A 17,002-nucleotide genomic window follows, 5' to 3' on the forward strand; every position below is an offset into this window, starting at 1 on the left:
TGTTTATTTGTTGATATCGGAATTCGATATTAGTGAATAAACATATAAAACACAAGCTAAAAGAGGTTCACATTGAAGCACAAAGAGTTATTTAGCGGTTTTATTCGCTTACATGTTTTATATCATGCTGCTAAATCGCCAATATACGGAGCATGGATGATAGAAGAGCTTGCTGAACACGGTTATAAAATGTCGCCGGGCACACTGTACCCAATGCTTCATAGTATGCATGGCAAAGGCTATTTAGAATGTGAAAAAAAGATTCATGATGGGCGTTCTAAAAAGTACTACTCATGCACACCACTTGGTCTTGAAGCATTAGCCGAAGCAAAAAACAAATTAAAAGAATTAAAATTAGAAATTAAAAGTTAGCTATTGTTTAGCTAAAGCCTGTTGTTTATAAGCTCAAACGTGGTTTTATATAATTTAAGAATGCTGCAATTAGTGGCAATATCACACTATTTGTATAATATCAGTTGCATTAAATTAATGATCTATTATGGCGTTAATAAAATAGCGAAATAACAAGGTAGAAATTTAACATCTAGTTGTTCTCGGCAATTGCTCTATCTCCTGCATCCTCGCAGGCGTATTGTATAAAATCATGGCCTTCCTTGTGCGTTAAATTAAGTAAAATAATGATTTGTGGTTAACTTAAGACCTGTTCCTGGTTAAAATACAGATGGTTGCTTTATTACTCATATTTGGAATGATAATTGCTTCTTTAATTATAAAAATAAAGTCGTCAATTTTTAGACACATGAGGCAAAAATGAATTTTGGAACTCTTTCTTCACAGTTATACAATGACAATAGCTATTCGAATCTAAGTAATTTAAATAAAAACACTGTAAAAACGGATGATCCTAGTAAAAGTCCAGAGGCTAAAGCAGACTCTTCTTTAAATAAAGACGCCGAAAAAACTACGAACTCGACAGCAGCTACTGAAGACGCAAAGTCTATCACTAGCAGCGAAACAGAAGATTCGAGTGACAATTCAGCGGTTCAAATGAATAAAGCGATCGAATCAATTAAGGATTTGCAGAGTAAAATAAGAGAAATGACCAATAGTTCTGATACGCCCACAGGTGAAGCGGTAGAAGAGCTAAGCGAACTTAGAAAGCAACTCGATAGTGAGCTGTCGTCGATACAATTAACAGTGCGAAAAAATGTATCTACTTTAATGGATTCAATGTTTTCATCATCTTCAGATAATAAAAATTCAGGTTTGCTTTTTAATAACCAAGCATAATTTAACTTACTTTTTAATATAGTTATAAACTAAGCCGTGGTTTTATAAAATCTAAAAAAGCCACAATTCGAGACGATACCGCACTGTTTTTATAATACACGGCTTGTATAATTTCTCGGTTATTTGGCGAGCTAATTGCACTGGGTAACACTTCAACTAATTTACCTGTTTTTAGGTCATCGCCAATCATAAAGTGAGAAAGTAGCGCAACGCCTTGGTTTGCAATGCACAGCTGGCGCACTGTTTCACCGCTGCTTGCGCTAAGCGAAAACGTAAATAAAGCGGGTTTTACTAACGGCCAGGTGTTTAATTTAGGGGAGTCACTAAAACCAATTAACTTATGATTTTGTAAGTCATCAATTTGCGCAATTGCTTTGTTATTATTTATATATTCTGGGCTGGCTACAATACGCAACTGGCTGCTGCCAAGTCTACGAGCATGTAAGTTTGAGTCTTTTAAATCACCAATGCGTATGGCTAAATCGGTTTTATGTTCAAGTAAATCAATAATGCTGTCGTGCGAGGTTATATCAAGCGTTATGTGTGGGTATTGCTTAGCAAATTCACCGATTAAAGGCGTAAGTTGGTGCAATACAAAAGGGCTTGCCGCATCTATTCTCAGCTTGCCACTTGGCGCTTGTTTTAAAAGCTTTATGGCTTCTTCACCGGTATAAAGCGTATTTAACCCTTCGCGCGCATATTTTATAAAAGTATGGCCTTCTTCGGTAAGCTCTAATCGGCGTGTTGTTCTGTTTAGCAAAGTGCATTGCAATGTATTTTCTAGGCGTGATACCGCTCGCGACACTTTAGCCACCTGTTGATCGAGCAAATTAGCCGCTCCCGAAAAGCTTCCGCAATCTACTACCGTTATAAACGTTTCTAAATCTTCAGTTTTTGAATGAACAGCCATAAGTATACCAACACCATCTTTGCATTATTAACAAAAGTATTTTGTCACTAATGCTATTTTTTGCAAACGATATTTTAGCCAAACTACATTCTTCAAATATTAATGAGGATATAACTATGCCATTGGCTTTGTGGGCGCTTACCTTAAGCGCATTTGCAATAGGAACAACTGAGTTTGTAATAGTGGGATTAGTACCCACCATTGCAAACGATTTAGGCGTAAGCCTACCTTCAGCGGGTTTGCTTGTAAGTTTATATGCGGTTGGCGTTGCTATTGGTGCACCGGTGCTAACAGCTTTAACGGGTCGTTGGAATCGTAAAGTGGTATTAATAAGCTTAATGGGCTTGTTTGTACTGGGCAACTTACTTGCTTGGCAAGCGCCAAGTTACGAAACATTAATACTTGCGCGCATTTTAACGGGGCTTGCCCATGGTGTATTTTTCTCAATCGGATCGATGATTGCCACAAGCTTAGTAAGTAAAGACAAAGAAGCCAGTGCAATTGCGATTATGTTTACCGGGCTTACTGTAGCACTAGTAACTGGTGTGCCATTAGGTACATGGATTGGCCAGCACTTTGGTTGGCGTGCTACGTTTTTAGTTGTGTCGGTATTAGGCTTAATTGCATTAATTGGCAGCTCTATTTTAGTACCAAAAAACTTAAAACAATCAATACCTGCAACGTTTAAAGAGCAACTACAAGTAATCGTAAAACCGCGTTTATTACTCGTATATTTAATGACGATATTGGGCTATGGCGGCACGTTTACAGCGTTTACTTATTTAGCACCTATTTTAGAGCAACAAACAGGTTTTGCGCCTTCGGCTATTGCCTTAATAATGCTTGTTTACGGTGTATCGGTAGCAATAGGTAATATTTGGGGTGGAAAGTTGGCCGACAAACGCGGCCCAATTAGCGCACTGAGTATTATATTCAGCGCTTTGAGTGTTATTTTACTGATATTTACCTTTACGATGGAATCAAAAATTGCCGCTGTACTTACTATTTTAGTCTGGGGCGCATTTGCTTTTGGTAATGTGCCAGGCTTGCAACTTTATGTAGTAAAGCAAGCACAAAAGCACACGCCCAATGCGGTAGATGTTGCATCAGGCTTAAACATAGCCGCATTTAATATTGGTATTGCACTTGGATCAATTATTGGTGGTAGCGTAGTAGAAAACATGACCCTACAAGATACAGCATGGATAGGCGCCGTTATCTCTGTTTTAGCACTTGGTGTTACACGTTACAGCGGTATGCTTGATAAACGTGAAATTCAGCAAGCGTAAACTATCTTCTGTTAGGGTTGAAACTAAAATTAATGACCTCATACCTGTTATGAGGTCATTAATTTTTAAGTGACAGTTGTAATAAGAAGTAAAAGGTGTATTTCGTAAAGCTTTAGAAGAGCTTGTTTTTAACCGATTATTTTATAAGGATAGAGCCATGACACAACGTGTAATTGAAATGCCAGATTTAGGTATGGGAACATTCCGTTTAGAGGGCGACACTGCCTATAACTCAGTAAAAATGGCGCTCGAAGTTGGGTTTCGCCATATTGATACCGCACAAATTTATGGCAACGAAGAGCAAGTAGGCCAAGCCATAAAAGATAGTAATATTCCGCGCAGTGAAATATTCTTAACTACCAAAGTGTGGAATAACAAATTAAATAAAAGTGACTTTATCCCAAGCGTTAAAAAGTCACTTGAAAAGCTACAAGTTGATTCGGTCGACTTACTGCTAATTCATTGGCCATCGCCTGCTAACGACGAGCCAATGAGTGAATACCTTACTGAATTACTAAAAGCTAAGCAGCTTGGTTTAACTAAACACATTGGTGTATCAAACTTCACCATTGCAAATTTAAACTTGGCTCAGCAAACGCTCGACTCGCGTGAAATATTTACCAATCAGGTTGAGGTTCACCCGTACTTAACTAATACTAAATTGCGTGCATTCTGTGCTCAGCACGACATTCATGTAACAGCATACATGCCATTTGTAGTAGGTAAAGTACTTAAAGATCAAACCATTATCGACATTGCTAAAAAGCACGATGCAAGTCCAGCACAAGTTGTTCTAGCATGGGTAAACGCTAATGGCATGACGACAATTCCATCATCAACTAAGCGTAAAAACTTAGAAGATAACTTTAACGATCACGTTAAATTAGATGATGAAGACATAGCCCGTATTGATGGTCTTGATTGCGGCGACCGCCAAGCAACACCAGAATTTGCGCCGCAGTGGGATCAGTAAACTTACCTCAAACGCAAAGTTAAACTAAATATTCTAAGGTGTAGATTATCTACACCTTAACTTTTAAAAAGGAATACACATGTTAACGGTTATAGCTGCACTGTCGTGCAAGAATATTGATGCAGATGTCATGCTTACAGCACTTGAAAACTTACAAAAGTCATCGCGCCAAGAAGTAGGGTGCTTACGTTATGAATTATCGGTAAAAAGTGATGATGAACATACAGACTATGTAGTTAGCGAACAATGGGCGTCTGATGAGCACTTTGAAGCGCATAAAAACGAGCCACATTTTAAAGCGTTTGGTACGCAAGTTACTGGGCTTTTGACCAATAGTAGTATTGATGTGTATAAATCAATAGGTTAAATTCTTTTTATAGTGCCTATTATTGTACGTATTAAAATACTTAGCTAAATTACATATTATAAAGTAAATACCCAAATAGGTGCTGTTAACCTACATCACCTTTTATTCTTCCACTCCAACCTACTTAAATACTCAACTTCCCCAATATCAATGAAACCTATCAGGACTCTTTTTTGTTAATGTGTAGGCGACGAAATCAAAAGAGGTTTAAATCTTTATTAAAAGTCGTTTTGGTATAACAACCCACCCAAATAAAGAACACATTTAATTTGTTGTTTACATTAAAGTACTCTGGTGTAAATATAGAAACACTCATGGGCACTGTTAAATGCCTTAGTCATGAAAAGTATAGTGATCGATATAACATCAATCACTAGCTGAAACTCACAGCCAAAAAACCTTAATAGCTTTAAGCTGTAGCAATTTATATGGAAATAATAATGAAAAAATTAATCGCCATTATAGCGTTGTTAGGCTTTGTTTCATTTGCACAAGCAAATGATAGTTTTGTAGTGAACGCCAAATTTTATGATAATAAAAACCTAATTGGCTCACCTACTTTAGTTGTAAACTCAAATGAAGAGGCATCAGTTTCAGTTAATAATTCGTATAGTTTTGCTCTTATAGTAACGCCAATTGATGATTCTACTGTTAGTTTAGCAACTGAGCTGAAGCTAGGTGGAAAGCACATGGCTCCCTCTTTAGTTGTTGAACTAGGCAAAGAAGCAAGTATCAACATTGATGGTAAAGAGCTTTCGGTTGTAGTAAGTAAATCAAGCAGTTAATAAGTTAATAAGTTAAAAATTAGGAATGTAATTAATGAGAAACTCAAGAAATGAGATAGTAAAATACGGAGTATCCTTCGGTACGGCCTTAGCAATTGCTATTTCATGGAGTGCTAATGAGTCTGTGTTATGGGCTATTTTGCACGGTTTTTTATCTTGGTTTTATGTTATTTGGCATGTAATTACGCGATAAGTGTTTTCGCGGGTGCGCAGATTGATTATGTAAGCTGCGGTCAATGTTAATAGTCGAGCAATTATCATTTAAAACAATTAAGCTAAAAATATAAAAGGAATAATTAATAATGAAAGGTGCTGGTGGAAGCTCTGGTGGTATAGGGCATTTTTTATTGGTTTAATTATGATGTGCGGTGGCTTTTATATGCTGCTAAACGCAATTTCGGTGACCTCTAATTTTGGACTAAGTTCTCGCATTTATAGTGTTAATGCTTTAGGTGGCTTTGGCGTTACAGGCGGCATGGTTATGATCCCATTTATTTTTGGTGTGGGTCTGATTTTTTACAATTCTAAAAATATTTTAGGCTGGGTGCTATCTCTAGGTTCGTTAACCGCACTCATATTTGGCGTTATATCGAGTGTTCGATTTAGTATGCGAACTATGACATCGTTTGATTTGATTGTTATTATAATTTTAGCGTTTGGCGGCTTAGGGCTATTTTTACGATCGCTTAAATCTATTGATACTTAAATAATTACCGCGCTTTGTTTTAAATATAATTTCAATTATTGGCATTTAACATTATGTTCTAATGCCTAAATTAATAATGTAATCCTTCCTATTTACTGCTTAACCAGTAACGTATTTTAAAGAGATTTATGTGAACAACTCAATACAGCTAAAACTAATTGCTACTCACTTATTAGCACAAAGAGAAGAAAATCCAGCGTGTTCAAACTTTCCTAAAGAGTTAGTACTAGACACGACTGACGATGCAGTAGAAGTACAAAAGTTGATGATTTATTTAAATGATCAAACTGTATATGGCTGGAAGTGTATGCTGCCTTTAGATGATGGCTCAATTATATTAGCGCCTCTTTTACATGCACCTATAAAACAAGCTGAAAATTGCCCACTGTATACAACAAATAACAAAGCGCTGATAGAACCAGAAATTGCATTTATTTTACAAAGCGATTTACCAAGTAATAAAACCTATACAAATGAAGACGTGGATACGGCATTTGCCAGCGCCCATTTAGCACTTGAGCTTATTCAAAAAAGGTTTGATGAAGACACTCCAAGCACTCACATTGAAAAGCTGGCCGATGGTTTATCTAATCAAGGCGTGTATTTAGGCCCACAAATAGATAAAGCCAAAGCGTATAACGCAAATACTGTAAATATTAACGTTAAGCAAACTGAGCTGGAGTTAAACTTGGCAGGTGTGCATCCTGCAGAACTTGCGCAGCTTCCACTTTATTGGGCGGTTAATTACTTATCAGCAAAGGGAACTAATTTAAAAACTGGGCAAGTGTTTATAACAGGCTCTTATTGTGGTGTTGTTGAGCTTAATACAGATCAGTTAACCACGGTTAGTTACGAAGACTTAGGGTCTGTTAGCACTACGTTTTTATCAAAGTAAATTTAGCGTTACTTAATAGATAAATCATATTTTAAAATAAGCGCATCTATGTAACGGGTGCGCAAAGTGTGTTGTTTTTCATGATCGGCGCCATGCCCTAACGCTTTGTTTAAAAGCTTCATGGCGGGGTGTAGTTGTGCTCTTTCTTCTTGGTTTAAACTCGCTTTACTGCGCAGTTCTGTAATGTCGTCAACTAATAGTCTGCCAATATCTACCGAGACTATTTCGTCTATTAAACCATTCTGAGTAAGTACACCGTACTTACTGCATAAAAACTGTTGCCAAATTTGCTGTAAGTGCTCGTCTATTTCACAGCCAAATAGCTCTTCGCTAAACGTAAATCCTTGCTGAGCGAGCTTAGTTAGGCTTGCAGTATATTGCTGTGCAAAATAATTAAAAGCGTGGCTTGATGATTCTATTTTTTGTTTTAAAAGACCCTGCCCCCAATTAACACAGCCGCGCGGGTAATAGTCGTCATACTCTTCGCATTCATACAAGCCTGAATATGAGCTGCAGCTAAGTTGGCTTTTAATACAGTAACTTGGTTTTGGGAAAACACTTCGCTCTTGCCAAGCTAAAAGTGTATCTGCATCTATATTTAATGCTTGGCACAGTTCATCGGTGTTATAAAAATGAGTTGCTAAGTAGTCAGATAAACGCATAAAGCCTCTGGTATCGTTAAAAATAAAATACTGTTTATATATACAGCTGTTCATTTTGTATTACCAAACTTAATAATACAAGAGATTTTATAATTAAATGTAGGCTTACACCTCCAAAAGTACCCGCAATTATGTTACAAATAGCGCAAGTTTTATAAATAATGATTTTTTATGCGCACCCTAGAGAAAATTAAACAAGCAAGCCTTATTACAGCTATTAAAACGCCATACTTAGCAAACGGTGAAATAGATCTCGCAAAGTACGATGAACTCGTAGAAATACAAATTACAGCGGGCGTTGATGGCATTGTGGTCGGTGGCACAACAGGCGAAGGCCAGTTAATGAACTGGGAAGAGCATTTAATGCTTATAGCGCACAGTGCAAACAAGTATGGCGACAAACTGGTTATTGTTGGTAATACCGGTAGTAACAACACCCGTGAAGCTATTAAAGCAACTAAGTATGGCTTTGCCAGCGGTATGGATGCAGCACTGCAAATTAACCCGTACTACGGACGTACGTCAATTGCGGGTGTTAAAGAGCACTTTAAGCGTGTGTTAGATATTGGACCTGCCTTTATTTACAACGTAGCAGGGCGCACAGGTCAAGACCTAACACCTGATATTATTGAGCCACTGGCACAGCACGAGCATTTTATTGGTGTTAAAGAGTGTGGCGGCAATGAACGCATAGCCCATTATGAGCAGCAAGGTATTGCATGTTGGTCGGGTAACGATGACGAAAGCCATGATGCGCGCCACACACATAAAGCGCACGGTGTTATTTCGGTTACATCTAACCTTATTCCTGGTTTGTTCCGTCAGTTGATGGATACTAAAAATGATGAGTTAAATACCTCATTACAACCATTAATGAACTGGTTGTTCTGCGAGCCAAATCCGATTGCTATTAATACCGCCATGATGATGACAGGTGCAGTAAACCCAGTATTTAGATTGCCGTACTTACCACTTAGTGATGAGCAGCAAGCTCAAGGCGAAGTGTTAATTAATGAGTTAAATAATAACGATGTTGTTGGCGGTACAGCTAAGTGTTTAAAGCAGAATGATATAGCTCTACTTTCATAATAATATGAGCAGGCACTGAACAACTCGTTAGTTCAGTGCCTTTTGTTAATGATTATTTACTTCTATTGCTAAAATCGGTAAAATTCCCTCCCTTATATCTTATAAAATATGCAGAGCTGTGAAATTTGTTGTTGAAGAACTCGCTATATGGATAAAGCCCGAACAGCGACAAATAAAAGAGAGTAATTGGTTTGATTCCTCTGTATTAAATCTTAGTTGGGTACCTGCTATGCAGCGACGCCGAATGACTTCCTTTATCAAAATGGCACTCTTTAGTGCTCATCAAGTAAGTACTCAAGGTAACTACGTTAATTTACCGAGTGTTTTTTCTTCTCGCCACGGCGATTTTCACAAAACGTCCAACTTACTTGTTGATGTAGTTAATGATCAGCCACTGTCGCCCACTGGTTTTGGGTTAAGTGTGCATAATGCCGCATCGGGACTTTTTGGGATAATACAGGGTAATACAAGTGCTACAAATGCTATTGCTGCAGGAGCCGAAAGCTTTATTTATGCACTAGTAGATGGCTTTGTTAGACTTGCTGATAACGATCAGCAACACATGTTAATAGTTCATACGGATGAGACTCTCCCCGATATTTACGCTCAGTATGCCGATGAACAGCAAATAGCACACTCTATTGGTTTAATAATAAGAGCGCCGCAAAAAGGCGAACCCCATTTTAGTTTAAACAAAGTATTTAATACGGGCATGGAAAAAAGCGACTTACCAATGAGTATTCAATGCGCTAAAGCTTTGTATGAGCGAAGCAATATATTACTTGTTCATAACACGCTTGAGCACGATTGGCAGCTTACATACCATGCTTAAAAATGTACAAAGGTTATGTGGGTTGATTTGGCGGATTATTGCTACTGCATTTTGCTTTTCAGTTTTTGGGGTTGGTGGTTTAGTATTAGCCTTTATTGTTTTTCCTGCTCAGCGCCTATTTCAAAGTGACTCAGTTAAACAAAAGATTAAGGCTCGAAAAACAGTACATTACAGCTTCAAATGGTTTGTTAGTTTAATGCATGTAACGGGCGTTATTCGATTTCATGTCAACGATAAAGCAAAAATTGAAGGCTTAAAAGGGCAACTGATATTAGCAAACCATCCTTCTTTAATTGATGTTGTTGTTTTAATTTCGGTAGTAAAAAATGCAGATTGCGTAGTAAAGGCGCATTTATTTAAAAATCCTTTTATGCGCGGCGTTATTAAAAGCACCGGCTATATAAGTAATGACGATCCGCAGGAGCTATTACGAGAATGCGAGCGCAGTTTGCAAAAGGGTAATAACTTAATTGTATTTCCTGAAGGGACACGGACAGAGCCTCACAAAACATTAAAGTTTAAACGAGGCGCTGCAAATATTGCAATTAGATGTCATGCGCCCATTACTACTTTTTTAATTAAAATGAAGCCAAACACTTTAACCAAAGGCACACCTTGGTATAAGGTCGCGCCATATCAGGCGCATTTTACAATGGGGCTTGCGAGCCAGCAGTTTAATTGTGCAACGTACGACAGCGATATGCCTGCGATGCAATCACGCCAATTGACTAAAGATTTACAACATTATTTTACACAAGAGCTAAAAAATATATGAGCGAATTAAAAGAACAAATAAAACAACTGATTATCTCAAGCCTTGACCTTGAAGACATGACCACTGCTGACATACAAGATGATGACGCTTTATTTGTAGATGGCCTAGGGCTAGACAGCATAGATGCATTAGAGCTTGGCCTTGCGATAAAGAAGCAATTTGATGTGAAAATAGATGCAAACTCTGATCAAACTAAAGCGCACTTTGCCTCAGTTAATTCTTTAGCAAAATTTATTGAACAAGCACGTTCTTAATATATAAAAGTAGGAAGAAAGATGAAAACCGCTGCTGAAATTTATGATGTATTACACGGCATTTTAGAAAACGAATTTGAAATAGACCCAGAAGATATTAGCTTAGAGGCTAACCTGTACCAAGATCTTGATTTAGACAGTATTGATGCAGTTGACTTAGTTGTGAAATTAAGAGAAATCACAGGTAAAAAAATTGAGCCTGATGCCTTTAAGCTTGTGCGCACAGTGCAAGACATAGTCACCGAAATAGAAAAGTTAGTTAACTAATACTATGTTAAAAGCAGTTTTAACAACGTTAATTATGATTTGCTTGGCTTGCTACCCTATTATTGTGTACGTAGGTCTTATGCGTTTTAATAGTCAGATTATTACAGTATTACTGCTATTTTTACTCGGGCTTAGACTTTGGTTAAGCAGAGCCTTGTTTGATGAAATGCCGTGGTTAAAGCCCGCTACATTTTTAGCTGCCATTACTATTTTGATTTCCAAGGTAATGGATAGCGACTTAGGGCTGCGTTTGTATCCCGTAATCATTAATTTAGTTATGTTAGTTGTGTTTGCGTATTCTTTGTATAAAGGGCCTTCTATTATTGAAACCTTTGCGCGTATCACTGAGCCCTCACTTGATGAAAACGGTGTGATTTATACAAAAAAAGTAACGCTAGTGTGGTGTGTTTTTTTTGTATTAAACGGTGGTATTGCCCTGTACACCAGTATTTTTAGTAGCCTAGAAACCTGGGCTTTTTATAATGGTTTTATTGCTTACTTAGCTATGGGCACATTGTTTGCTATAGAGTGGCTAGTCAGACAAAAAGTAAAAAGGAACGCCGGTGTTTAATGCTTTTCAAAGTAATGCGATAAGAACATGTTTTAATCATACTGATAATGATATTTCGGAGCGTCAGTTTGTTAGTGATATAAACGAAGTTTTAACAAAGCTATCAACGTTAAATGCTAAATCATCGGTTGTTTTATACACCACAGACACCTACAAATTTGCCGTGTACTTATTTGCTTTGGCACTACACGGAAACACAGTGATTTTGCCGCCTAATGGGCAACCTGCAACGTTAAACTCCTTGCTTAAACAAACACCTTTTTTTATTGGTGAGTCTGAATTAGTAGCCGATTTAGAGGCTGATTTTTTAGATATAGGAACCTTAGTCAATCAACCTCACTTTGTATCTATTGAAACAATTAAATGGCCTCAAGAAGGCACAATTGTTTTTTACACGTCGGGCTCGTCGGGTAAAGCAAAGCCAATTGTAAAAACGTGGCAGGTAATAAATAAAGAATTAAGTACATTAATTAATAGCTACGCACTGATTGATAATACTATTTTTATAGCGAGTGTTTCGCATCAGCATATATACGGCTTATTGTTTAGATTATTGTGGCCATTACATGCAGGAAAGATTGTAAATACAGAGCTATTGCATTACCCAGAACATATAGCTACAAAGCTCAAGTTATTTAAAAAAGTAGTGTTTGTTTCAAGCCCAGCGCAGTTAAAACGGTTATGTATTGATAATGTTTTAGTGGATGATAAGTCTCATTTACAATGGATTTTTTCATCAGGCGGACCGCTATTAAACGAAGATGCTGTATCGTTGTTTACGCAATTAAATAAACCAGTTACACAAGTTTTTGGTAGTACCGAAACCGGTGGTATTGCATATCGACAAGTTACTTCACTTGAAAAGGTTAGCCTTTGGCAGCCATTTTCGGGTATTAAAGTACGGGCTTTGGATGATCAGCGTTTAATTTTAAACTCACCGCTCGTTCGCGACAAAAATTACCCTTTAGATGATAGAGGCGAAGTACTTAAAAATGGTCAATTTAGACTATTAGGCCGATTCGACCGAATTATAAAATTAGAAGAAAAGCGATTAAGTTTAGATGAGCTAGAACAACATTTGTGTACTAGTGAGTGGGTAAGTGAAGCTAAAGTAATCGCCTTGCCTGGTGAGCGATTAATTGTAGGCGCTATTGTTGTGCTTACGCATAAAGGGCAGATGTTTTTTAATGGTGACGGTAAGTTAGCTACAAATAATTTATTAAAAGCGCATGCATTAGCGCGCTTTGAGCGAATTTGTATCCCTAAAAAGTGGCGTTTTGTAGAGCAATTACCATACAACTCACAGGCAAAGTTAAATTTAAAAGCATTGGAGAGTCTTTTTGCAAAAGTTGACTAAAACACAGCCTGATTTACTGTCTTGTGAAAAAGCAGAGCAAAAGTATAAATTAAGCTTACTAGTTCCTCATGATTTAGATTATTTCAAAGGACATTTTACGGATGGCCCAATACTCGCAGGTGTTGTGCAATTAGACTGGGCTGTGGCTGCAATTTGTAAATATTATAATGTTCAGCAACCTGTTAAAAATGTTGAAGTATTAAAATTTCAGGTAGTGATTACCCCAGGTATAACAATCGAATTATTGCTTGAGCAAAAAGCAGAGAATAAATATACCTTTTCGTATAATTCAAACAAAGGACAGCATGCATCTGGCCGTGTTGTTTTTGATAGCCTGATAAATGAATAACTTTTGTATTGTTATCCCAAATTATAATCACGTTACGGTTATTGATGATGTACTGAGCCAATTATCGTCATTTAATCTTCCTATTATTATGGTTGATGACGCAAGCAACGCCGAAGCTAAAAATGTGTTTAGTAACCTCAATGCAAAATACGCGCAGTTGATTGTAGTTACCCACGACGATAACCAAGGCAAAGGCGGCGCGGTACAAACAGGTTTAAGGCATGCACATAAGCTAGGATTTTCACATGCGATACAGGTTGATGCAGATGGGCAACATGACTTATCTGACATTAAAAAACTAATAGCACTTTCAAACACTCAGCCTAAAGCGCTGATTAGCTGCTGCCCAATATATGACGATTCAGTGCCTAAGCACCGTTATTTAGCACGTTACTTAACTCATGTATGGGTATGGATTGAGACGTTAAGTTTTACAATTGTAGATTCGATGTGTGGCTTTAGAGTGTATCCGCTTGAGCAAAGTACAAAGCTAATTGATGAGGTATCGCTTGGCAAACGTATGGATTTTGACCCCGAAATTTTAGTGCGTTTATATTGGCGCAACGTGCCTTTTGTATTTTTACCTAGCCAAGTAATTTACCCCGAAAATGGGCTTTCTCATTTTCAACCATTACATGATAACGTGCGTATTTCGTGGTTGCACACTCGCTTATTTTTTGGAATGTTGATTCGCTCTCCGGTGTTAATTTGGCATAAATTAAAGAGGCGTTATGGCAGCTAAGCACTGGTCTAAAATGCAAGAACGCGGTAATTTTTTAGGTATTCAAATACTGTTATTTGCTCATAAATTACTGGGTAGAAAAGGGCTGTGGATTGTTTTGTTTCCTGTCGTTTTTTATCTTTTTTTAACAGGAAAAGTAGCGCGTGTAGCATCTAAAGTGTTTTTAGAGCAAGTTAATGTTTACCAAGGCTGCAAACAACCTGTTACGTTTAAAATGCAATTAACGCACTTTTGCAGTTTTGCAGATAGCGCATTAGATAAAATTGATGCTTGGCTTGGGCGAATAACCCAACGTGATATTAAATACACTAATGAGCATTTATTTGCTGAGCTAGATGAGCAAAATCAAGGGGCTATTTTTATAGGTTCTCACTTGGGTAATTTAGAGGTGTGCAGGGCACTTAGCCAGCACCGCAGCAGTAAAAAAATAAATGTACTGGTGTTTACCCATCACGCTGTTGAATTTAATAAAATGCTTAAAAAGATTAACCCAGATGTGTCGGTTAATTTAATACAAGTGACTGATATGGGGCCTGACTTAGCTATTTTACTAAAAGAAAAAGTAGAGCAGGGAGAAATAATCGTTATTGTTGGTGACAGAACAAGCACAACAACGGCTTCTCGGTCGGTACAGGTACCATTTTTAGGCAAAAATGCCCCATTTTCACAGGGGCCTTTTATATTAGCCGCGCTGCTTGATTGCCCTGTTTACTTTTTGTTTTGTTTAAAAGATAAAAAAAGCAAAAAGTATCAAGTGATATTTGAACATTACAGCCAATCATTAAAAATGCCTCGACGAGAGCGACAGCAGGCGCTAACACTTATTATTACTGACTATGCACAGCGTTTGAGTTATTACGCAGCTTTATATCCTTATCAGTGGTTTAATTTTTACGATTTTTGGAAAAGTGATCAGCAGGTAGTGCGCGATCAATCAATGGAGAACAAGTGTGACTGAACAAAATATACAGCTTTTTGGCAATCAGCGATTATCAATTGAAGATATTGTTCGAGTTGCCTTTAATGAAACACAAGTGCAATTAAATAGCTGTGAAACCTTTAGCGTTAAAATTAATAGCGCTTTGCGTTTTTTAGACACACTTTTAAAAGAAGATGGCGTAATTTACGGCGTTACAACTGGTTACGGTGATTCTGTAACGGTGGCTGTACCCCTTGATTTAGTTGATGAACTACCTCTGCATTTAACTCGTTTTCATGGCTGTGGACTCGGGGATGTATTTAATAAAGTGCAAGGGCGTGCAATTTTAGCGACCCGCTTAACATCACTTTCACAGGGCTACTCTGGTATTAGCTGGGAAATGCTGCACCTACTTAAAGATTACTTAAATAACGATATAGTGCCAGTGATCCCGCAAGAAGGGTCAGTAGGTGCCAGTGGCGATTTAACACCGTTATCTTACGTTGCAGGTGCGATGGTAGGCGAGCGTGATGTGTTTTACAAAGACCAAGTACGTAACAGTGCAGAAGTTATGAAAGAAGTTGGCTTAGAACCACTAACACTAAGGCCAAAAGAAGGTCTTGCCGTTATGAATGGCACAGCGGTAATGACTGCATTAGCGTGTTTAGCGTTTGATAGGGCTAATTACTTAGCTAAACTGGCGAGCCGCATTACTGCATTATCAAGTTTAGCGCTTAAAGGAAATAGCCATCATTTTGATGAGATATTATTTTCAGTTAAGCCACATCCTGGGCAGCAACAAATTGCACGTTGGATAAGAGAAGATTTAAACCATCACGATCACCCTCGTAATGCAGACAGACTTCAAGATAGGTATTCAATCCGTTGTGCACCCCATGTTATTGGTGTTCTGCAAGACAGTCTGCCGTTTTTTAGGCACATGATAGAAAACGAGCTTAACTCAGCAAACGATAACCCAATAATTGACGGTCAAGGTGAGCATGTCTTACACGGTGGGCATTTTTACGGAGGCCACATTGCAATGGCAATGGATAGCATGAAAACAGCCGTTGCAAACCTTGCTGATTTAGCCGACAGACAAATCGCTTCTTTGGTTGATACTAAGTACAACAATGGGCTACCTTCAAACTTGTCTGATAGTGCACCAGAGCGCCGTTATATTAATCATGGTTTTAAAGCGGTTCAAATTGGCTGTAGTGCTTACACAGCAGAGGCATTAAAACTAACCATGCCGGCCAGCGTTTTTTCTCGCTCTACGGAGTGTCATAATCAAGATAAAGTGAGTATGGGAACTATTGCGTCTCGCGATTGTTTACGTATTTTACAGCTAACAGAACAAGTATTAGCAAGTACGTTATTAGCAAGTATTCAAGGTGTTAGATTGCGTATAAAACAAGGCGATCTTGAGTTTTCGACTTTAACGCAAGATATGCAAAACATGTATACCGATATAACTGATTACTTTGAAAACCTCACTGAGGATAGACCAATGGAAGCCGTGCTAAGGCAAACAATAGGGTATATTCAAACTAAACGTTGGGCGTTGTATGAATAGTAAAGGTGCATTATTAACGCATGTGGTAGAAATTGAAATTCCATTTCATGACTGCGACCCAATGAATGTTGTATGGCATGGTAATTACCCACGTTATTTAGAAGTAGCGCGCTGCGAGTTACTGCGTTTATTTGATTATGATTACCCGCAAATGCATGAATCGGGCTACGCGTGGCCAATTGTTGATATGCAAATAAAGTATGTTGCCTCAGCAGTATTTACTCAAAAAATTAAAGTAGCGGCTTATTTAAAAGAATACGAGAACCGACTACGGATTGATTACGTAATCACTGACTCGCTAACTAATAAGCGCCTTACTAAAGCCTCAACCACGCAAGTTGCGGTTGAGGTTAGCTCTAAAGAAATGCAATTTGAATCACCCGCTATTTTATTTAATAAGTTAAAAGCGGTTTTGAATTAAATTTTTATTTTA

21 protein-coding genes and 1 pseudogene are annotated in these 17,002 nt (G+C 37.8%); 20 read left to right on the forward strand and 2 right to left on the reverse strand.

The window, feature by feature from the left end; all coding sequences use genetic code 11:
- Positions 1-72 precede the first annotated feature (72 nt).
- Together H4J63_RS10815 and H4J63_RS10820 are read left to right on the forward strand one after the other, a co-directional pair.
- Positions 73-372 carry a PadR family transcriptional regulator gene (locus H4J63_RS10815; protein ID WP_182196517.1) on the forward strand — a complete coding sequence of 100 codons (300 nt, stop codon included), beginning with the start codon at positions 73-75 and terminating at the stop codon, positions 370-372.
- Between the two features lie 399 nt (positions 373-771).
- Positions 772-1,251: a hypothetical protein gene (locus H4J63_RS10820; RefSeq protein WP_182196519.1), complete on the forward strand. Its 480-nt coding sequence runs from the start codon at positions 772-774 to the stop codon at positions 1,249-1,251.
- A 22-nt stretch (positions 1,252-1,273) separates the two neighbouring features.
- Here H4J63_RS10820 and H4J63_RS10825 read toward each other — a convergent pair whose 3' ends face one another.
- Positions 1,274-2,161, reverse strand: a complete 888-nt coding sequence (locus H4J63_RS10825) for a LysR family transcriptional regulator (RefSeq protein ID WP_182196521.1) — start codon at positions 2,159-2,161, stop codon at positions 1,274-1,276.
- Positions 2,162-2,277: 116 nt separating this feature from the next.
- On the opposite strand from H4J63_RS10825, the gene H4J63_RS10830 reads away from it, so the two are divergent.
- The 6 genes and pseudogenes from H4J63_RS10830 (at position 2,278) to H4J63_RS10855 (ending at position 7,176) form a co-directional block, all read left to right on the forward strand.
- Positions 2,278-3,450: an MFS transporter gene (locus H4J63_RS10830; protein ID WP_076924782.1), complete on the forward strand. Its 1,173-nt coding sequence runs from the start codon at positions 2,278-2,280 to the stop codon at positions 3,448-3,450.
- Between the two features lie 157 nt (positions 3,451-3,607).
- Positions 3,608-4,423 carry a 2,5-didehydrogluconate reductase DkgB gene (dkgB, locus tag H4J63_RS10835; RefSeq protein ID WP_076924781.1) on the forward strand — a complete coding sequence of 272 codons (816 nt, stop codon included), beginning with the start codon at positions 3,608-3,610 and terminating at the stop codon, positions 4,421-4,423.
- Between the two features lie 79 nt (positions 4,424-4,502).
- The gene (locus H4J63_RS10840) at positions 4,503-4,790 is read left to right on the forward strand and encodes a putative quinol monooxygenase (protein ID WP_002958660.1); all 288 of its coding nucleotides are present in this window, start codon (positions 4,503-4,505) and stop codon (positions 4,788-4,790) included.
- Between the two features lie 440 nt (positions 4,791-5,230).
- The gene (locus H4J63_RS10845) at positions 5,231-5,575 is read left to right on the forward strand and encodes a hypothetical protein (RefSeq protein ID WP_024606141.1); all 345 of its coding nucleotides are present in this window, start codon (positions 5,231-5,233) and stop codon (positions 5,573-5,575) included.
- Between the two features lie 302 nt (positions 5,576-5,877).
- A pseudogene (locus H4J63_RS10850) lies at positions 5,878-6,281 on the forward strand (hypothetical protein).
- Between the two features lie 130 nt (positions 6,282-6,411).
- Entirely contained in the window at positions 6,412-7,176 is a 765-nt protein-coding gene (locus H4J63_RS10855; protein WP_182196523.1) for a 2-keto-4-pentenoate hydratase, read from the forward strand.
- Positions 7,177-7,184: 8 nt separating this feature from the next.
- On the opposite strand, the gene H4J63_RS10860 is transcribed toward H4J63_RS10855, so the two are convergent.
- Positions 7,185-7,838, reverse strand: a complete 654-nt coding sequence (locus tag H4J63_RS10860; RefSeq protein ID WP_182196552.1) for a DUF6058 family natural product biosynthesis protein — start codon at positions 7,836-7,838, stop codon at positions 7,185-7,187.
- Positions 7,839-8,009: 171 nt separating this feature from the next.
- Between H4J63_RS10860 and dapA the strand changes: the two genes are divergently transcribed.
- The 12 genes from dapA to H4J63_RS10920 all read left to right on the forward strand — a co-directional run bounded on the left by dapA (position 8,010) and on the right by H4J63_RS10920 (position 16,990).
- Positions 8,010-8,927 carry a 4-hydroxy-tetrahydrodipicolinate synthase gene (gene dapA / locus H4J63_RS10865; RefSeq protein ID WP_182196525.1) on the forward strand — a complete coding sequence of 306 codons (918 nt, stop codon included), beginning with the start codon at positions 8,010-8,012 and terminating at the stop codon, positions 8,925-8,927.
- A 118-nt stretch (positions 8,928-9,045) separates the two neighbouring features.
- Positions 9,046-9,759, forward strand: a complete 714-nt coding sequence (locus tag H4J63_RS10870; protein ID WP_182196527.1) for a beta-ketoacyl synthase chain length factor — start codon at positions 9,046-9,048, stop codon at positions 9,757-9,759.
- The gene (locus H4J63_RS10875; protein ID WP_180961397.1) at positions 9,752-10,534 is read left to right on the forward strand and encodes a 1-acyl-sn-glycerol-3-phosphate acyltransferase; all 783 of its coding nucleotides are present in this window, start codon (positions 9,752-9,754) and stop codon (positions 10,532-10,534) included. The genes H4J63_RS10870 and H4J63_RS10875 overlap by 8 nt, the downstream gene beginning before the upstream one ends.
- Entirely contained in the window at positions 10,531-10,788 is a 258-nt protein-coding gene (locus H4J63_RS10880) for a phosphopantetheine-binding protein (RefSeq protein WP_007580830.1), read from the forward strand. The genes H4J63_RS10875 and H4J63_RS10880 overlap by 4 nt, the downstream gene beginning before the upstream one ends.
- A gap of 21 nt (positions 10,789-10,809) precedes the next feature.
- Complete coding sequence (locus tag H4J63_RS10885; protein WP_002958648.1) at positions 10,810-11,055, forward strand: acyl carrier protein; 246 nt, start codon at positions 10,810-10,812, stop codon at positions 11,053-11,055.
- A 79-nt stretch (positions 11,056-11,134) separates the two neighbouring features.
- Positions 11,135-11,626: a hypothetical protein gene (locus H4J63_RS10890; RefSeq protein WP_259365608.1), complete on the forward strand. Its 492-nt coding sequence runs from the start codon at positions 11,135-11,137 to the stop codon at positions 11,624-11,626.
- Positions 11,619-12,983 carry an AMP-binding protein gene (locus H4J63_RS10895; protein ID WP_182196531.1) on the forward strand — a complete coding sequence of 455 codons (1,365 nt, stop codon included), beginning with the start codon at positions 11,619-11,621 and terminating at the stop codon, positions 12,981-12,983. Before H4J63_RS10890 ends, H4J63_RS10895 begins: the two co-directional genes overlap by 8 nt.
- A complete protein-coding gene (locus tag H4J63_RS10900; RefSeq protein WP_024606158.1) occupies positions 12,967-13,332 on the forward strand; it encodes a thioester dehydrase in 366 nt (121 codons plus the stop codon). Before H4J63_RS10895 ends, H4J63_RS10900 begins: the two co-directional genes overlap by 17 nt.
- Positions 13,325-14,074, forward strand: a complete 750-nt coding sequence (locus H4J63_RS10905; protein ID WP_182196534.1) for a glycosyltransferase family 2 protein — start codon at positions 13,325-13,327, stop codon at positions 14,072-14,074. The genes H4J63_RS10900 and H4J63_RS10905 overlap by 8 nt, the downstream gene beginning before the upstream one ends.
- On the forward strand, positions 14,064-15,032 hold the full coding sequence (locus tag H4J63_RS10910; RefSeq protein ID WP_165735812.1) for an acyltransferase: 969 nt from the start codon (positions 14,064-14,066) through the stop codon (positions 15,030-15,032). Before H4J63_RS10905 ends, H4J63_RS10910 begins: the two co-directional genes overlap by 11 nt.
- The gene (hutH, locus tag H4J63_RS10915) at positions 15,025-16,569 is read left to right on the forward strand and encodes a histidine ammonia-lyase (protein WP_008137191.1); all 1,545 of its coding nucleotides are present in this window, start codon (positions 15,025-15,027) and stop codon (positions 16,567-16,569) included. The genes H4J63_RS10910 and hutH overlap by 8 nt, the downstream gene beginning before the upstream one ends.
- Entirely contained in the window at positions 16,562-16,990 is a 429-nt protein-coding gene (locus H4J63_RS10920; RefSeq protein WP_007580812.1) for a thioesterase family protein, read from the forward strand. The genes hutH and H4J63_RS10920 overlap by 8 nt, the downstream gene beginning before the upstream one ends.
- Positions 16,991-17,002 lie beyond the last annotated feature (12 nt).

The sequence above is a fragment of the Pseudoalteromonas sp. 5Ae-yellow genome (assembly GCF_014077565.1).
Taxonomy (GTDB): Bacteria; Pseudomonadota; Gammaproteobacteria; order Enterobacterales; family Alteromonadaceae; genus Pseudoalteromonas.